Genomic DNA, 17,793 nt, shown 5'->3' on the forward strand with positions numbered 1-17,793 from the left:
CGTCATGACTGATGGAAGGACTACGGGGGTAACAGGTGTCGCAGGTGGAGAACGTCGTCGGAGACCGGGTGCTGATCGCTGTGCAGGCGGTCAACATTTCGCGGCTCTCGACCCATCCGGTGCCTACCGTCCCCGGCACGCTCATCGTCGTGGCGGGTGCCGGGCCTAAGGACTCCAACGGCGCGGGCAAGTCGTCGTTCATCGCCTCGATCACGGCGTTGCTCGGGGACGAGCAGTGGCGCTTCGCCTCGGGCGCCAAGGCGGTGTCGGAGCTGCTCTTCAACGCCGAGCTGGCCAGCGGCGCCGGATCCCGCCAGTGGGCGAGCGCCGACCACGGCTACATCGTGGGCGTCTTCGGCCCGCCCGGCATGGACGGCTTCGCCCCGTACGACGCGGCGGAGGCTGCGGGCGCTGGTGCGGAGGACGGTGACTCGTCGGACCGCGCCCGAGCCGGCACCACAACCCAGGGTGGCGCGACCTCGACCGGCGCGGCAGGCGACGGAGCGGCCACGGGTGGCGGGGGCGGCGAGTTCGTACTCGAGAGTCAGGTGGCCGGGGATGAGCTGAGCGGTGAGCTGTTCGAGGTGCCCGACACCTCGGGCGGGGCACTCACCGTGTGGCTCAAGGTCAACCAGGAGGCGCCGCACCTGGAGATCCGGTGGCGGGAAGGGGTGCATCTGGCGGCCTCCCCGTCCGAGGCCGAGCGGGTGGCACGGGCCGACGAGATCTGGGCGACGCTGCCGAAGTCGGCCGGGCGGCGCGACGTGGTGGCGCGCGACCTCACCAAGGTGCTCTACGGCGACCGGGTCAGGTGTGTGTCGTTCCTGTCCACCTCCGTACGCAGCAAGGTGGCCACGAACCTGCTCTCCCAGCCGCTCAACGAGATCTCGCCCGAACGCGTCTTCGAGGCCATCGCGGCCCTCACCGGCCTCGACGCCGAGCTGGAGCAGGAGCGGGAGGCCCGCCGCGACGAGCACGCCAAGCGGGTGCGCGCCGCGCAGGCGGCCGAACGGCTGGCGGAGTTCGAGACGGAGTCGAAGGCGCTGGTGACCACGTTCGACCGGCGTGATCAGGCGAGGATCCGGTTGGCGGACGCGCTGCGGTGCTGGCGCGGCAGGCAGGCGCGCAAGCTGGCCGACGCGGCGGGCAAGGACGAGGCGCTGGCCGCCGACCTGGAACGGCACCACGCGGCCGGAGAGGCGGCGGCCGAGGCGATCGCCATGGTCAAGGCGGAGATCGGCACGCTGCGGGAGGACACCCTCGACAGGCAGGTCTCGCAGGCCCGCAAGGAGCTGGCGGCGCAGCAGGCGCGGGCGGCCAAGCTGGACGCCGACCGCGCGGTGGCCGAGAACTCCGCCGACGAGCTGCGCGGTCTGATCCCGGCGTTGGAGGAGACGCGCAGGTTCGCGGACGGGCGTGACGTGCCCACGGCCGAGCGGGAGCTGCGGGAGGTCCGGCTGCGGCTGAACGAGGCGCTCAAGGCGCTCGGGGTGGCCGACCAGGAGGTGTCCTCGGCGCAGGCGGCGCTGGACGACGCCGAGGGCGGTCCGGCGGCGGCCCAGCTCAACGCGCTGGCGGCGGCGGGCATCGGCGCGACCGGCCTGCTGGACGCGCTGGACGTGGCCGAGCAGGCGCGCGACGCCGCCCACACACCCCCGGCAGAGTCCGCCGGCGGAGGCCGGGCACTACGCGGGACGACCGGAACGACCTCGGCCGCCGCCGGGGCGACCGGGGCTGCTGCTGGGTCGGGTGATGCCGACGCGCTCGGCGCCGCCCTCAAGGCACGCTACGGGAAGGCACCTGGCGACGGCGCGGTGAGTGGTACCGGTGGACAGTTGGCCGGGGTCGCGTTGGGGGATTTGCGGGGGTGGCCGAACGAGCATGCGGTGATCGTGGATGCCGCGCAGCTCGACGCCGCCGCTGCCGCCCTGGCCGAGTTGCCCGGGTCCGTGCTGGTCAGCTCGGCCGGGGTGAGCGTCGTCGGGGCGTTCGACGGGGTGGCGACCGGGCGTGAGGCCCGGATCAAGGCCGCCGAGCTGCGGCTCAACCGGGCCAAGGATGTCCAGGAGACGGCGGCGCAGGCCGTACGCGACGGAGAAGAGGACGTCGCGGAGGCGCAGCGGCGGCTGGAAGGGGCCAGGGCCGGGGTGCGCCTGGCCGAGCTGGAGGCGAAACTGGGCGAGCGGCGGGCCAGGCTGACCGAGCTGAACGCGGCGATCGGGGAGCTGGCGCCGAAGGTGGCCGAGGCCGAGCGGAACGCCGGTGCGCTGGACTTCCGGGCCAGGACCAGGGACATGGAGATCGAACGCCTGGAGGGGCGGCGGCACCGGCACGAGGCCGAGCGAACGCAGGCCCGCGACCAGGAGACCAAGGTCGGCGCCGAGCGCGAGGCGCTCAAGCTCGACGCGCTGGCCGCCGACTGGGGCGGCACGGTCGAGACGGCCCGCGAATGGCTGAACGCGCTGCCCGAGGAGGAGCGGCCACGTGCGGCCGAGGAGTGGTGGCGGGTCGCCGAACGCCACTTCGACCAGGCCTTGCGCGACACGTTCCCGGAGGAGGACGCCGAGATTCCCGAGGAGCTGCGGTTCCTGCTGAGCGAGCGGGGCGGGAGCACGGCGCGGGAGCAGGCGACGTTCGCGGCGGTGTGCGGGGCGCTGGCCTCATACCTGCGGGGCCAGGAGGAGTACGAACGGCACCAGCGCCGCCAGATCGAGGCGCAGGTCGTCACCCGGCAGCGCGACCTGTCGGCGGCGGCCAGGGGCGCCGAGGAGGCGGCGCAGTCGACGGCCGTGCACCGGGCGGCGCTGACGGCGGCGATCAAGGCGCGGCTCACGCGGGTGGCCGAGGAGTTCGAGAAGCTCGACACGTCGTACGGGGGTTACGGGGCGACGCTGGAGTTCCCGGTGCCGCCCGCGCCGGCCGATCCCGAGCAGCGCTGGCAGTGGCGGGTGACGCCGAAGTGGCGGCGCGGCGAGGGGCAGGGGTTCGTGCCGTACAACCGGCGGGCCAACACCGCGCTCATGGACGAGAAGGCCGTCAAGCTGGTGTGCGCGGCGGCCATCGCCTCGTCCGGGGGCGGTCACCTGTGCCTGGTGCTCGACGAACTGGGCCGCAACCTGGGCAAGGAGCACCGCAGGGAGGCGGTCGCGCTCTTCAGGCGGATCGGGGAGACGTACGGGATCACGGTGATCGGGGCACTGCAGGACGACATGGAGCCGTACGCGATCGACGCCTGCGGGCAGTACATCAAGCTGCGGCGGTCGTCGGACGCGATGCCGTACAACGAGCCGCCGGTGATCGTCGGGCACGACCAGCACGCCGACCGGGTGCGCGCCCTGGCCGCCTACGTCGACAGGACGACGGCGGCGCTCACTTGACGGCCGGCCCTGAGGGTGGCTACTTGACGGACGGCCCTAAGGCGCTCACCTGACGGGCGGGCCCGAGGCGGTCATTTGACGGGCGGGCCCGTGTAGGAGGCGCGTAGGCGGAGGAGGGTGCCTCGGTCGTACTCCTCCATCGCGTGCGCCAGCCACCCCGCCGCCCTGGCCACCGCGAAGATGGCCTCGCCCGCGCCGCTCACCATGCCGCTGACGGCGGTGAGGGTGGCGAGGGCGAAGTCGACGTTGCGCTCCGGGAGGCGGCGCCTGCGCATCTCCTCCAGCACGGCCACCCCGGCGGCGATCCGGTCGTGCCCCGGCGCCGCCTGCTTGACCAGGTCGAGCAGGAGGGCGCCGCGCGCGTCGCCGTTCTTGTAGACGCTGTGGCCGAAGCCGGGGATGCGCTCGCCACGGCGTACCCGCTCGGCGATCGCCCGGGCGGCCTGGTGTGGCTCGGCGACCTCGGCGAGCAGGCGTTCGGCGCCGTACGACGCGCCGCCGTGCAGCGGGCCGCCCAGCACGCCGAGCCCGGTCAGCACGACGGCGTACGGGTCGGCCTTGGCGGAGGCGGCGACCCTGGCGGCCAGGGTGGAGGCGGCGAGCTCGTGGTCGGCGAGCAGGACCAGGGCGGCCTGGACGGCGTTCAGGAGGCCGGGGGTGGCGGGGTGGGGGCACAGGCGGGACCAGAGCCGCTCGGCGATCGAGTCGCCTTGGGGCTCGCTGAGCTGCGGGAGCGCGTCGACCAGGCCCGCGATCATGCGGCGGCCGGTCGCGGCTACGGAGGCGGGGTCGAGCTGGTAGCGCAGGGAGTCGGAGGCGCCCAGGACCGTGGTGATCACCTGCAGCCGGTCGAGGGGCAGGAGGTCGTCGGGGAGGCCGCGCTGGGCGGTCACGGCCGCCCGCAGCGCATCGTCCTCGCACCGCCACGGCTCCGGCCATCGGATCCGCACCCCTTGGGCGCTCGGCCCTGTGGTGGGGTGAGGGGCCGCATGAGAGCCGGAGGCGGCAGGTTCCGCCACGCGACGCGGATCCCTTTGGTGATCGGGCGGGCGCGGGTCCCCTTGGGCGGCGGAGGGTTGTGGGTCCCCTTGGCGGGCGGGGGTGGCAGACGGGCGTGGGTCCGCCGGTGTGGTGGGCGGGCGTGGGTCCGTCGGCGTGGTGGGCCGGTGGGGGTGCGGCGGCGTGGTGGGGGTGGGAGGGAATGGGGAGTGCCAGAGGGAGGGGTCGGCGGTCCAGAGCCAGGCGGCGACCGTTTCGAAGTCGCTGGTGAGCGCCAGCCCCAGCGCGTCGAGGCCCCGGTAGTGGGGCCGGTCCACGCCCAGAGCCGTGATGGCCGACTCGATGACGAGCTCCGGCGGCTGGCTCCGGGGACGGCCGCGGCGGGCGAGGCGCTCGATCTCCTCCGCCGAGAAGAGGCTGCGCCGCCCGTCGTCGCTGTGCCGCCGCTGCAGCACCCCCCGGCTCACGTACGCGTACAAGGTGGCCGGTTTGACGCCGAGACGCTCGGACGCCGTGGCCGCGTCGATCCACTCCACGCCGGCGAGTCCCTCCGAACCCCAACAAGATGGTTGATGAAAATCAATATTGATACACGTTGAAAGAGCATGTCAACGTGAAGGCATGCCAAAAGTTCACTTCCTCGATGTGACCAACCGGGACGGCGTGCAGACCGCGCGCACCGGCCTGTCGAAGTTCGGCAAGACCATGGTCAACTTCTATCTGGCCAAGCTCGGCGTGGCGCAGTCCGAGATCGGGTTCCCCTTCCTGTTCCACGAGGTCCCGTACGTCAAGGCGCAGGTGGCGCTGGCCGAGGCGGGGGCGTTCGGCGGGTTGCGGCTGTCGGGCTGGTGCCGAGGCGTGCCGCAGGACGTCGAGAAGGCGGCTCCGCTCGGGCTCCGGCACTACAACCTGTCCATCTCGACGTCCGACTACATGATCCAGAACAAGTTCCGGGGACGGCTGGACAGGGGCGCGATCATCAGGGAGATGACGGCCGCCGTGCGCACGGCCAAGGCCGCGGGCGCCGAGACGGTGGGGGTCAACGCCGAGGACGGTTCGAGGACGGACGACGGGTTCCTGCTGGAGTTCGCGCTGGCGGCCAAGGAGGCGGGCGCCGACCGGGTGCGTTACTGCGACACGATCGGCGGCGACACACCCGACAGGATCCGCGAGCGCCTCGCCAAGCTGGCCGCCGCCACCGCGATGCCGGTCGAGACCCACTGCCACAACGACCTGGGCATGGCCGTGGCCAACTCCGTCTCGGGCGCCCTCGGCGACCTCGACGCCGGGCAGGACGCGTGGATCAACACGTGCGTGAACGGCATCGGCGAGCGCTCCGGCAACGCCGACCTGCTCTCGACCATCCTGGCCTTCAAGCACGGCTTCGGGCTCGACGCGGAGATCGGCGACGCCCTCGACCTGTCGTGGGCCCGCCGGTTCGGCCTGTGGGCCGGTTACGCGTTCGGGCAGCCGCTGCCGTACAACCAGGTCGGGGTGGGGCGCAACGCGTTCGCGCACGAGAGCGGCATCCACGCCGACGGCGCGCTCAAGGACCACGGCAACTACGAGCTGTACGACGAGGCCACGCTGGGCCCGTTCCCGCAGGACTGGCACGCGCGGGACGGCCGGGTGGTGCTGACCGGCGAGTACGGCGGCAAGGCCGGCTTCCGGCACGTCATGGAGGGGCTGGGCGTGGAGGTCCGCGAGGAGGACCTGGCGTTCCGGCTGGTGCAGCTCTGCAACGCCATGACCGGCCGCCCGCTCACGGACGACGAGCTGCGCCTGATCGCCGCGTACCCGCGGGAGCTGTCCCTGCTGTTCCCCGGCTACGACAACCCCTAGCCGGGCGCACGCGCAGGAAGACGAACGGCGAGCTCACACCCCGACCCCGAGCGTGCGGGAGTACCGCCGCGCCGCACACCTAGTTGTTGTCCTCTTCTGTCCCGGACTTCCCACGATCAACAGGTAGTTGTACTTTTCGCACGGTGAGACCTTTACGTGTCCAATCGCTCGCGGCCATCGCGCTGGTCGCCGCGAGCCTCCTCGTAGCGACTCCGGCCGATGCGGCGTCCACGCCCTCCGCGGAAGTGCTCTTCGACGGAGGCAACGAGGCCTACGTCAACGGCGCCTACCGGGTCGACTACCACTCCTTCCGCGCGCCGGCCGTGATCCGTACCAAGGGGAACACGGTCATCGCCTTCGCCGAAGGCCGGGTCGGCGACAACGACGACTACGGCAACATCGACCTCATCTACAAGACCTCCAGGGACTCCGGCAAACCCGGCACCTGGTCCGGGATCAAGGCGGTGGCCACCGGGTGGCCGGACGCCGTCGGCAACCCCACCGCGGTCTTCGACGGGCAGACCGTCTACCTGTTCTTCAACCGGATGGCGGCCAGTTGGACGAGCGTCGGCGACTTCGACAGCTGGGACGACCGCGCGGTGTGGGTGGCCTCGTCAGCCACCGACGCCAACGGCCTGCCCACCGGCGGCTGGACCCTCACCGACAAGACCGACACGCTCAAACCGCACAAGGACCCGAGCGATCCGTTGAACAGGAGATGGTTCAACGACTCGATCGGCCCCGGCGCCGGCATCAAGATGACCGACGGAACGCTGGTCATCCCGGCCAAGTGGCGCAACATCTACAAGCGGCCAGGGGATACTGACTGGCGCTACCAGGAGTTGACGAACACCGACGTCACCAAGACCGACGAGGCCACGATCCTGCAGCGGTTCAGCGGCGACCTGTATCGCAACGATCGTGCCAGGTTCGCCAACGCCGGCGATCCGCCGCTGCTCAAGCGACTGGTCGCCACCGGCACCCTCGACGGCGGCTTCTCCGGCTACGCCGATCACCTCGAGCCGGACGGCCGTGTCCTGCCCGATCCCGACTGCCAGGCCTCGACGCTGCGCTTCGCCGGGACGCCGAACCGGATCCTGTTCCTCGGCCCCCACCCGGGCAGCGGCTCCCGAAGCCGGACCCCCATGCGCGTCTGGATGAGCTACGACGACGGCGTCGGCTGGCCGTACACCCGCCTGCTCGGCGACTTTCCCGCGCCCCTGCCGAAGGGACGGGACGGCAGGCCGAACGTGAACGGGGTCGAAGGGGGCTACTCCAGCATGCTGCAGACCGCCGACAGTCAGGTCGGCGCGGCCATCGAGTGGGGCGAGCAGAACAGTTCGGGCAGCGACAAGAACATGAGCATCATCTTCCGCCGCTTCCACCCCACCTGGATCGCCAACGGCCGCCCGGAACCGCCGCCGGCATAGCCGTCGCCTTGGCTGCCGCAGCGTTCACTGCCCACGACGCGCCGACCTGACAAAGCACTACTGGAGGCTGTCCTCGCCCGTCTCGGGGAGGGCGAGCAGGCAGAGCAGGCTCAGCAGGGCCATCGCCGAGACGTACGCGCCGACGCCCATCACGCCCACCCCGCCGGCCTGCAGGCTCGTGGCGACCAGCGGGGGCACCGCGCCGCCGAGCACGCCGCCCAGGCTGTAGGCGACCGACGCGCCGCTGTAGCGGTACTGGGTCTTGAAGAGCTCCGGCAGGTAAGCGCCCATCGGCCCGAAGACCAGCCCCATCAGGCCGAGCGCCCCCGCCAGCGCCACGCCCACCAGGAACACGGACCTGGTCTCCATCAGCGGGAACATCACCAGCCCCCACACGACGGCCGCGCCCGTCCCGGTGAGCAGGGTGCGGCGGCGGCCCAGGCGGTCGGAGACCATCGCGGAGACCACCGTGCCCGCGGCCATGAACACGACCCCGACCATGGTCAGGCCGAGCATGGTGGTCTTCGGGATCTTGAGCGCGGTGGTGCCGTACGCCAGGCAGTAGGTGGTGGCGGTGTAGAAGAGCGTGTAGGCGACGGTCATGGCGCCGGCGCCGAGGAGCACGCGCCGCCACTGCTGCCGCAGGAGGGCCACGATCGGCACCTTGGCGATCCGGTGCTGGTCCATGGCCGCCTGGAAGACCGGGGTCTCGGAGATCTTGAGCCGTACGTACAGGCCGACGATCACCAGCAGCAGGCTCGCCACGAACGGCAGCCGCCACCCCCACGCCCCGAACTGCTCATCGCTGAGCGTCTCCCCCAGCACGAGGAACAGCCCGTTCGCGACGATGAACCCGGCCGACGGGCCGAGTTGCGGGAACATCGCGTACAGCCCGCGCCTGCCGGGCGGCGCGTGCTCGGTGGCCAGCAGCGCCGCGCCACCCCATTCGCCCCCGAGCCCGATGCCCTGCGTGAACCTCAGCAGCACCAGCAGCACGGGCGCGATCACGCCGATGGCCGCGTAGCCGGGCAGCAGCCCGATCGCGACAGTGGAGAGCCCCATCACCAGCAGCGACACCACGAGCATGGACTTGCGGCCGACCCGGTCGCCCCAGTGCCCGAACAGGGCCGAGCCGAGCGGGCGCGACAGGAACGCCACCGCGAACGTCGAGAACGCCGCCAGGTTGCCCGCCACCGGGTCCATGCCGGGGAAGAACGCGCTGTTGAGCATCAGGGCCGCCGCGGTGCCATAAATGTAGAAATCATAGAATTCGATCGCCGTGCCGATGAGGCTGGCGGCCGCGATCCTTGACCGGCTGGGTGCGGCGACTTGGGGGGACGTTGTCACATTTGTCTCACTATGCGGAATAGCGTCTTGTGAAGCGATACGAAGAAGCTATCACCAGCGGAAAGACACCTCTGAAGGGAACGGGTTTTGGCTGTCGATCTTGTCATCTTCGACTGCGACGGAACGCTTGTGGACAGCGAGCCGATCTCCGTACGCGTGGGCACGGCGGCGCTGCGCCGCCTGGGCTGGTCGATTGACGAGACGGAGTACATCGAGCGGTTCGTGGGCTGCACGAACGACTACTGGGAAGAACAGGTGGGCGAGACGCCGCCGGGCTGGCGCGATCAGCTCAGAGCCGAGTACACGGCGGCGGTCAAGGCCGAGCTGCGCACGGTCCGAGGCATCGAGGAGGCGCTCGACCGGCTCACCGTGCCGAGCTGCGTGGCCTCGAACGGCCGGCACAGCGTGATCCGCAACAGCCTCGAGCTCGTGGGGCTGGCCGGGCGGTTCGACGGGCGGGTGTTCAGCGCCGAGGACGTCGCCAGGGGCAAGCCGGAGCCGGACCTGTTCCTGCACGCGGCGGCCACGCTGGGGGCCGAGCCGGAGCGGTGCGTGGTGGTGGAGGACAGCCCGTTCGGGGTGACCGCGGCGATGCGCGCCGGCATGCGCTGCCTGGCCTTCGCCGGCGGCCTCATCCCCGGCGACCGCCTCGCCGGTCTGGGCGCCACCCTGTTCCACGACCCGGCCACGCTGCCGGAGCTGATCACCTCACTCGAACGCTGAGTCGTCACCCCTGACGGGTACGGCCGTTCTCGTCCAGGTAGTCGCGCCACGACCGCTTCGGGGTCCAGCCCAGCAGGCGGTGGGCCTTGTCGCACGAGATGCCCGAGGAGTCCGGGCGGGAGATCGGCCGCAGCTCGATCCGGTCGCCGTAGTGCTCCCGCAGCTTGACGGCGAAGTCGTGGCCGCCCGCGTTGTCGGGCGCGGCAATGTAGAACACCTCGTGCCCGGGCAGGTCGGACTCGACGGCCAGGACGATCGCGTCCGCGAGGTCGTACACGTCGGTGTAGCTCCACAGCCCCGCGCCGATCAACGAGGCGTCGCGGACCTGCGGTCCGATGTTGCGCTCGTAGTTGCCCTCGTGCTGCACCCAGCTCGGCCGCAGCGAGATGCACTTGATGTCGGAGCGGCGCACCGCGGCGTCCATGAGCTGCTCGCCGAAGTGCTTGGACAGCGCGTACGGGTCCTGCGGCCGGGCCGGGTGGTCCTCGTCCACCGGCGCGTAGTCGGGCAGGAAGGGCCGGTCGGCGAAGAAGTAGCCGGGGACGGTCTCGCTGGAGATGTTCACGAATCGGGGGACGCCGAGGCGGATCGCCGCCTCGATCATGTTGAACGTGGCCATCAGGTTGTTCTGGAAGACCACGTGCGGCGCGTTGGCGGTGGGGTCGGGGATGGCGGCGGCGTGCACGACCGCGTCGGCCCCGTAGACCACGGCGTACGCCTGCCCGGCGTCGGTCAGCTCGGCCTGCTTGTAGGCGGGTTCGCCGGGCTCGTGCCGCTCCCAGATCGGGCGCGTGAGATCCACGCCGGTCACCTCGTGACCGGCCTCGGCCAGCGCCTTGACGGCCGCCCGGCCGACCTTGCCATGGGCTCCGGTGACGACGACGCGCATGGGTTCCACTCCTTCATGGGGTTCGTGCGAGCAATCTACGCGAGATCGCTCCGCCGTCGCCGCTCAGCCCACCCCTGTCAGCGACACGGTGGACCCGGCACGGGTCTTGGTGACCTTGAGCTGCGCCGTGATCCTCGACCGCAGCTCGGCGACGTGGCTGACGATGCCCACGGCCCGCCCGCCGTCGCGCAGCCCGTCGAGGATGTCCAGCACGCCGTCGAGGGTGTCCTCGTCGAGCGTGCCGAAGCCCTCGTCCACGAAGAGCGTGCCCAGCTCGGTGCCGCCGGCCTCGGCCGTGACGACGTCCGCCAGCCCCAGCGCCAGCGCCAGCGACGTGATGAAGCTTTCACCGCCGGACAGCGTGGCCGGGTCGCGGTCGACACCGGTCCACCCGTCGGCCACCCGCAGCCCCAGCCCGCCCCCGGAACGCCCCCGGGACCCGGCCGTCTTGCGCAGGTCGTGGCGCAGCAGGTAGCGGCCTGCCGACATGTGGTCGAGCCGTTCGTTGGCGGCGTCCACCACCTGCCGCAGCCGCTCCCCCAGCACGTACGACGACAGGCTCATGCTCCACTGGTTGTCGCCGGACGTGCCGCTGGCCAGCGCCGCCATGCGCTCGGCCAGCCGGTGCCGCTCGGCCGCCGGGCGCCAGCGCTCAATGCGATCGGACAGCTCGCCGTGCAGCTGGGCCAGCCGCTCCGCCCTGGCCACGGCCCGGTCGCGCGCGCTGGACAGCCTCGTGTGCGCCTCCTCCAGCCGGTCGCGCTCGCTGCCGATCGAGGCCAGGTCGGGCGCGGGCGCGGCGGCGGCCGCGACCAGCTCGGGGTCGGCCAGGACGCTCGTGACGGCGGCGTGCTCGTCGTCCAGCCGCCGCAGCGCCTCGGCCCGCCGCTCCCGCTCCAGGGGACTCCGGAACGCCGCCTCCGCCTCCGGCACGTCGGCGAAACCGGCCTCGGCCGCCGCCTCCTCCGCGGCCCGCCGGGCCCTGCCCAGCTCGTCGATCGCCGCCACCGCCGCCTGCGTGGCCTCCAGGGCCTCCCGCAGCAGCCCGGCCTCGTCGTGCAGTCTCGACAGGCGCGCGGTCAGGGTGGGGTCGTCGCCCCGCGCCGCGTCCAGCCGGGCGCCGAGCCGCCCGGCGTCGCCGCTCAGCTCCTCGTGGCGGGTGCGGTACGAGGCCAGCCGCGCCTCGACCCGGCGCCTCTCCTCCTCCAGCTCCAGGCGCTCCCGGCCGAGCGCCGCCGCCTCCCGGGCCAGCACCGGCTCCCCGTCCGCCGACGCCCGCAGCCTGCGCAACTCCCGCTCGGCCCGCGCCAGCACAGCCGGCCCGTCCAGACGTGCGGACTCCGGGTCTTCGGTGGGCAGGGTCGTCTGGAGGAGGCGGGTGCGTTCGGACTCCAGGTGGGTGTGGTGGGCGCGGTGGCCGGCGAGGGTCTCGGCGATCTCCCTGGCCTGGTCCCTGACCCGTTCGCGCTCGATCTCGACGCGTTCGAGCGCCGCGGCCAGGGCGGGCTCGCGGTCGGCCACCGCCTCGAGGCGGGCCAGCTCCTCCTCCGCCCCCAGCACCTGCGCCTCGGCCGTCCCGACGTCCAGACCCCCGGTGGCCTCGACCGCGTCGGCATGCCGGGACTCCAGGGAGGCCAGGGCGCGTTCGGCGGCCTCGCGCTCGGCCAGGGCGGCTTCGTGGGCGCTCTCGGCCTCGTGCTCGTCATCGGCCGACGGCGCGCTGGGGACCGGGGAGGCGGGATCGGGGTGGTGGTCGGAGCCGCAGACCGCGCAGGGCCGGCCGTCGGACAGGTCACGGGCCAGCTCCGCCGCCATGCCGTCGATGCGCGCCTGGCGCAGGTCGAGCCAGCGTTCGCGGAGCGCCTGGGCGTGGTCCACGAGCGCCTGGTGGGCGGCAGCGGCCGCCTCCAGCTCAGCGGCGAGGGTGTCGCGGCGGTGGGTGGCCTCCAGCGCGGCCCGGGCGGCGTCGAGGCCCGCAGACGCCGCGGGGATGGCCGCCGCCTGCGTCTGCACGTCGGCGAGGGCCGCGGCGGCGTCGGCGATCCGCACGGGCAGCTCGGCCTCGGCGGCGGACACCTCGGCCTCGCGCTGGGCCAGCGCGTCGAGCTCGGCCGCCAGCCTGGCCAGCTCGTCGTCGATCTCGATCAGGTGGGCGGCGGCGTCGCGTACGGCCTGCGCGGCCGGGATCCTGGCGGCGTCCATGCGCGCCTCGGCCAGCCTGCCCTCGGCCCGCTCGATGAGGGCGGGCAGGGCGGCCAGCCGCGCGCTGACGGCCTCGTCGGCGCCGACCAGCTCGGCCAGCTCCTCCTCCACGCGCAGCAGGTCACGCCGGACCACCGACAGCCGGGCCTCCTCGGTGAGCAGCTCCGACAGCCGCGCGATCTCGGCCTGCCGCTCCCGCTCCAGCGCGGCCAGCTCGACCGCCGACGGCTCACCCGTCGGCCACCCGCCCGGCACGGGCCCGACGACAGCTGAGCCGCCCGGTGAGTGGCCGGTGGCGTCGGCCGCCTGCCGGGCGAGGAGGGGGCGGGCTCGGGCGAGCGCGTCGGCGGCCAGGGCGCGTGCCTTGGCGGCGGCCTCCGAACGCTGCCTGACCGCCGTGATCAGAGGCAGCACGCGATCGGCCCTGGCCGCGTCGTCGAGGATGGCCTGCAGGTCGGCCCGTTCGTCCGCCCGCTCGTCAAGGGTGCGGCGCATGGTGAGCGCCTCGGCGTGCCGACGCTGCCGGTCGGCCAGCGCGGCGGCCTGCTCGAACCGCAGCCGCGCCGAACGCGCGGCCTGCCCGGCCGCCTCGTGCTCCTCGCCCGCCCGGCCCACGACGGCGCGCGCGGCGTCGAGCAGCGCCCCCGCCCACCGCAGGGGATCGTCCTCGGGCTCGGAGGCCCCGTCCAGGTCGTCGCCCGCCGCCTCCTCGACCCGCTGGACGGCGAAGTCGACCTCCTGCCGGAGCTCCTGCGCCTCCCGGAAGGCCAGCTTGCGGTGCTCGGCCAGCCACGACTCCGCCTGGGTGAAGACCTTGACCGAGAAGAGCCGCTCCAGCAGCCTGCGGCGCTCCTCCCCCTCGGCCCGCAGGAACTTGGCGAAATTGCCCTGAGGCAACATCGCCACCTGGCAGAACTGGGCGGCGTTCATGCCCAGCAGCCCGCCGATCAGGTCGCCCGCCTCGTCCAGCCGGGTGGTCAGGCCCTGCCACTCCGACCCGCGCCACTCCGAGACGACGACCTTGGGCTTCTCCTCGGTGAACCCCGTCCCGCGCAGCTTGGGCCGCTGCCAGGACGGCGAACGCTGGATGCGGAGTAACCGCCCGCGGATGGACACCTCCAGCGTGACCGAGGGCCCGGCCGACGGCGGGGCGTGGTCGCAGCGGAGGCTGCGGGCGTCGTTGCGCTGCGGGTCGGGCACCTGACCGTAGAGGCCGAAGCAGAGCGCGTCGAGGATGGTGGTCTTGCCCGCCCCCGTGGGCCCCTGGATCAGGAACAGGCCCGCCTCGGCCAGCGCGTCGAAGTCGACCGTCTCGGTGCCCGGGAACGACCCGAACGCCGTCAGCGAGAGCCGGTGCGGCCGCATCTACGCCATCGTCTCCTTCACCCTCGACGCCTCGATGGCCTGTCTTAGCAGGTCTTCCTCGTCACGTGCGGCAGGCTCGCCGCGTACTTCCCTGACGAAATCGAGGGCCACCTCCGCCTCCGGCCGCCCGCTCACCTGAACGGGCTGGGCGGCGGGCGCGGCGCCGACCGGGTCGAAGGAGAGGGCGAGGGTGTGGGGGAAACGGGCGCGCAGCCGGTCCATGGCCGATTTGGGGCGGACGGCGTCGGTGAGGGTGACGTGCAGCCAGTGGTCCTCGTACGGCGTGTGCCGGGCAGAGGTCAGCAGCTCCTCCAGGTCGCCCCGCAGCCGCCCCACGGGCCGCGGCACCGGCGCCGGCACGAAGTCGGCCGCCGCGTCCGTCCCCGGGCCGAGCGTGACCAGCCACGAGCCCTTGACGTGGCCGACCTCCGAGAACGAGTACGCCAGCGGCGACCCCGAGTAACGCACCGTCTCCGACATGCGCTGCCGCCCGTGCAGGTGGCCCAGCGCGACATAGGACGCCCCGTCGAAGGCCGACAGCGGCACGTGGGCCACCCCGCCCACGCTGATGTCGCGCTCGCTGTCGCTGGCCTGGCCCCCGACGACGAAGCAGTGCGACAGCACCACCGAGGCGCGGCGGCGGGCGGCGTCGGCCCTGACGCGGTCCATCGCGTACGTGAGGGCCGCCGTGTGGCTGCGGTCGGGCAGCTCCCAGGCGTGGCGGACCAGCTCGGGCTCCAGGTAGGGGATGCCGTAGAAGGCCACGTCGTCGATCAGCACCGGCTCCCAGGAAAGGTCGGGCGAGGTGCGCACGTGCACCCCGGCGGCCTCGAAGAGGCCCGAGCCGAAGCGCAGCCGCAGCGCCGAGTCGTGGTTGCCGCTGATCAGCACCACCCGCGCCCCCGCCGCGCGCAGCCGCCCGAGCGCCGAGTCCAGCAGCGCGACCGCGTCGACCGGCGGCAGCGCGCGGTCGTAGACGTCGCCCGCGACCGCCACGACGTCGACCCGCTCCGCCCGGACCGTCTCCACCAGGTGGTCGACGAACGCCTCCTGCGCCGAGAGCAGGCTCTCGCGATGGAACGAGCGCCCCAGATGCCAGTCTGAGGTGTGCAGGATCCGCATGTCGCAGGAAGCTAACAGCTCTCACCGACAAATGCGGCCTCATCTGTCCCGCAGGCCGGGAGTAGGCTAGAAGATCGGCGGGCAAACCAACGCACATGGGGAGGCCGATGCGCACTGGCCGTGGCACCTTGAGCGTCGCCGCCGGTCTGGTGCTGGTGGCTCTCGCGACGGTCGGATACGTGCTGCCGCCCGCGTTCGATCCGCCGCCGCTCAAGGTGGATCCAGCCTTCCAGACCATCCCGGCGCAGCCCACGAGCGAGCTGCGGCCGGTGGTGGCGGTCGATCCCGTCCGCAGGGAGGAGATCTCCGTCTCGGCGGAGGGTCAACGCCTGGACGGAACGCTCCGGTTGCCGGTGACGCCCGGGCGGCACCCGGCGATGGTGTTCGTGTCGGGGTCGGGCAACGGGTCGCGGACGGAGTTCACGCCGCAGGCGGAGTTCCTGGCCAAGGCGGGTGTGGTGACGATCGCGTTCGACAAGCGCACGATCGGCTACAACTTCCGCCAGCGGGACTTCTCGCTGCTCGCCGACGACGCCCTGCGCATGGTGGAGCTCCTGCGCACGCGTCCCGAGGTCGACCCGGCCCGCATCGGCCTGTGGGGGGTCAGCGAGGGCGGCTGGGTGGTGCCGATCGCCGCGGCGAAGAGCACGGCGGTGGGGTTCGTGATCCTGGTGTCGTCCCCGAACGTCTCCCCGCTGCGCCAGGTCGCCTGGGCGCTGAACGAGCAGCTGCTCCGGCTGCGGGCCCCGATCGGCGCCCGCGACCTGCTGACCCGGGCCATGGGCGGGGTCGGCTTCAACTTCCTCAGATATGACGCGCTGCCGGCATTAAGCGGGATCAGACAGCCGGTCCTGGCCTTCTACGGCACCACCGACCCCTCGATCCCGTTCGTCGAGTCCACCCAGGCGCTCGTCAAGGGCATGAACAAAGCGGGCAACGACGACTACACGATCCGCTTCATGGCCAAGGGCGACCACGCCATGCGGATGAACGGCGGCCCCTTCACCAAGGGCTACCTGGAAACGCTGGCCAACTGGATCACCGGCCTGCCCGGCACCGCGCGGCCCGCCCTGCACATGGCGGGCGCCACGCCGGTGCAGCGGTTCGAGGCCAGCGACGTGCCGGCCGCCCCCTGGTACGCGGGCGGCACGATGCTCGGGCTGACGATCTGCCTGGCCGCCGTCGGCTACGTGGCGGGCCCCGTCGCGGCCATGGTCGTACGCCTGCGCGGCCGTCCCCAGGTCCCCGCCGAGACGAACGCCAGGCTGTGGCCCCCGATCAGACGCCGGCTCAGCCGGATGGTCTGGACGGGTCTGGGCCTGCTGGCCTCGGTGATCGCGTTCATCACGTTGCTGGTGCTGTTCTCGGTCAACCAGGCGGGCGCCTGGCCGGCCGTACTGGCCGGCTGGCTGATCGTGCGGCTGCTCGCGGCGCTCATGCTGATCCAGGAGGTGACGGCGGTGGCGGCGTTCGTGTCGGCCCTGCGCGAGGGCATGCGGCCGGGCCGCTGGCAGCACGTGGCGGTCGCCGGCGTGCTGGGCGGCACGGGGCTGCTGCTGGTGGCGGCGGCCTACTACGGGCTGTTCTCCTTCCCCTGGTAGACATAAGCGTCCATCCAGCGGTCCAGTTCGGCGAAGACCTGCTTGCGTGCCGGCTCCGCCGACAGCACCAGGTCGTGCAGGCCGTCCGGGATGCGCACGCACGTGACGTGCGGGCCGAGCGAGGTGGCCCAGCGGGCGATGTGCTGGGGATCGAGCACGATGTCCGCCGAGCGCGCCTCCGGGACGAGGTCGCGTACCCGCAGCCCGTTGGTGGAGGCCAGCACGAGGACCGGCACGTCCACCGCGAGCCCCGCCTGCAGCCGCCGCTGCGCCCGGCGGATGGCGGCCAGCCACATGGCGTGCACGGAGAAGCCGCCCAGCGGCTTGAGCTCCAGGTCGTAGTCCCACTCGCCGCCCTCGCTGCGGTGCAGCGTCTGCCCGTAGACGGTGCTGACCCCCAGCGGGAGCGCCCACCGCGTGTACGACAGGGGCGTCTTGAACAGGTCGGCGGCCATGCGCAGCGGGGCGGGCACGTTCAGGTCGAAGAACGGGCTGTTGAGCACCATCCCCTGCACCAGCCCCCGCCCGCGGACCCGGTCGGCCCACAGGGAGGCGACCAGGCCGCCGGTCGAGTGGGCGTTGATCGTCAGCTCGTCGTGGTCCTGCCTGACGATGCGGACGGCCTCGTCGATCTCGGGGAAGTAGTCGGTGACGCTCCTGATCAGGCCCCTGGTCTGGTGCGGCAGCAGCGAGCGCCCGTATTTGCGCAGGTCGAGAGCGTAGAAGTCGATGCCGCGCTGGACGTAGTGGTCGGCGAGGTGGTCCTGGAAGAAGTAGTCGGTGAACCCGTGCAGGTAGAGCACCGCCCTGCGGGATCCCGTCTTCCTGGAGACCAGCGTCGCGACGACCTCGCCCTCGAAGTCGTCCGGCAGCTGCAGCACGGTGGTCTCGTACAT

Annotated in this window: 11 protein-coding genes; 5 read left to right on the top strand and 6 right to left on the bottom strand. The window is 72.6% G+C overall.

All coding sequences use genetic code 11. The features are described 5' to 3' along the window. The first annotated feature begins 44 nt into the window (after positions 1 to 44). Positions 45 to 3,377 carry a chromosome partitioning protein ParA gene (locus tag AB0L65_RS01155; RefSeq protein ID WP_364239247.1) on the top strand — a complete coding sequence of 1,111 codons (3,333 nt, stop codon included), beginning with the start codon at positions 45 to 47 and terminating at the stop codon, positions 3,375 to 3,377. A gap of 71 nt (positions 3,378 to 3,448) precedes the next feature. Here the strand turns inward: AB0L65_RS01155 and AB0L65_RS01160 are convergent, their stop codons facing one another. After that, entirely contained in the window at positions 3,449 to 4,912 is a 1,464-nt protein-coding gene (locus AB0L65_RS01160) for a citrate synthase (protein ID WP_364239249.1), read from the bottom strand. 85 nt (positions 4,913 to 4,997) lie between these two features. On the opposite strand from AB0L65_RS01160, the gene AB0L65_RS01165 reads away from it, so the two are divergent. Together AB0L65_RS01165 and AB0L65_RS01170 are read left to right on the top strand one after the other, a co-directional pair. Further along, complete coding sequence (locus AB0L65_RS01165) at positions 4,998 to 6,218, top strand: hypothetical protein (RefSeq protein WP_364239251.1); 1,221 nt, start codon at positions 4,998 to 5,000, stop codon at positions 6,216 to 6,218. Positions 6,219 to 6,361: 143 nt separating this feature from the next. After that, positions 6,362 to 7,648 carry a sialidase family protein gene (locus tag AB0L65_RS01170; protein ID WP_364239253.1) on the top strand — a complete coding sequence of 429 codons (1,287 nt, stop codon included), beginning with the start codon at positions 6,362 to 6,364 and terminating at the stop codon, positions 7,646 to 7,648. A gap of 57 nt (positions 7,649 to 7,705) precedes the next feature. Here the strand turns inward: AB0L65_RS01170 and AB0L65_RS01175 are convergent, their stop codons facing one another. Continuing rightward, positions 7,706 to 8,995, bottom strand: coding sequence for an MFS transporter (locus tag AB0L65_RS01175; RefSeq protein WP_364239255.1), 1,290 nt, complete (start codon positions 8,993 to 8,995; stop codon positions 7,706 to 7,708). 87 nt (positions 8,996 to 9,082) lie between these two features. Here AB0L65_RS01175 and AB0L65_RS01180 point away from each other — a divergent pair, with 87 nt between their 5' ends. Next, the gene (locus tag AB0L65_RS01180) at positions 9,083 to 9,718 is read left to right on the top strand and encodes an HAD family hydrolase (protein WP_364239257.1); all 636 of its coding nucleotides are present in this window, start codon (positions 9,083 to 9,085) and stop codon (positions 9,716 to 9,718) included. 4 nt (positions 9,719 to 9,722) lie between these two features. Here the strand turns inward: AB0L65_RS01180 and AB0L65_RS01185 are convergent, their stop codons facing one another. The 3 genes from AB0L65_RS01185 to AB0L65_RS01195 form a co-directional block, all read right to left on the bottom strand. Further along, the gene (locus AB0L65_RS01185; RefSeq protein ID WP_364239259.1) at positions 9,723 to 10,607 is read right to left on the bottom strand and encodes an NAD(P)-dependent oxidoreductase; all 885 of its coding nucleotides are present in this window, start codon (positions 10,605 to 10,607) and stop codon (positions 9,723 to 9,725) included. A gap of 63 nt (positions 10,608 to 10,670) precedes the next feature. Next, the gene (locus AB0L65_RS01190) at positions 10,671 to 14,174 is read right to left on the bottom strand and encodes an AAA family ATPase (protein ID WP_364239261.1); all 3,504 of its coding nucleotides are present in this window, start codon (positions 14,172 to 14,174) and stop codon (positions 10,671 to 10,673) included. Further along, entirely contained in the window at positions 14,175 to 15,296 is a 1,122-nt protein-coding gene (locus AB0L65_RS01195) for an exonuclease SbcCD subunit D (protein ID WP_364239263.1), read from the bottom strand. A 107-nt stretch (positions 15,297 to 15,403) separates the two neighbouring features. Between AB0L65_RS01195 and AB0L65_RS01200 the strand changes: the two genes are divergently transcribed. Then, positions 15,404 to 16,897, top strand: coding sequence for a prolyl oligopeptidase family serine peptidase (locus AB0L65_RS01200; RefSeq protein ID WP_364239265.1), 1,494 nt, complete (start codon positions 15,404 to 15,406; stop codon positions 16,895 to 16,897). Here AB0L65_RS01200 and AB0L65_RS01205 read toward each other — a convergent pair. Then, positions 16,870 to 17,793, bottom strand: coding sequence for an alpha/beta hydrolase (locus AB0L65_RS01205; RefSeq protein ID WP_364239267.1), 924 nt, complete (start codon positions 17,791 to 17,793; stop codon positions 16,870 to 16,872). The genes AB0L65_RS01200 and AB0L65_RS01205 overlap by 28 nt on opposite strands.

The sequence above is a fragment of the Nonomuraea sp. NPDC052116 genome (assembly GCF_040680035.1).
Taxonomy (GTDB): Bacteria; Actinomycetota; Actinomycetes; order Streptosporangiales; family Streptosporangiaceae; genus Nonomuraea; species Nonomuraea angiospora_A.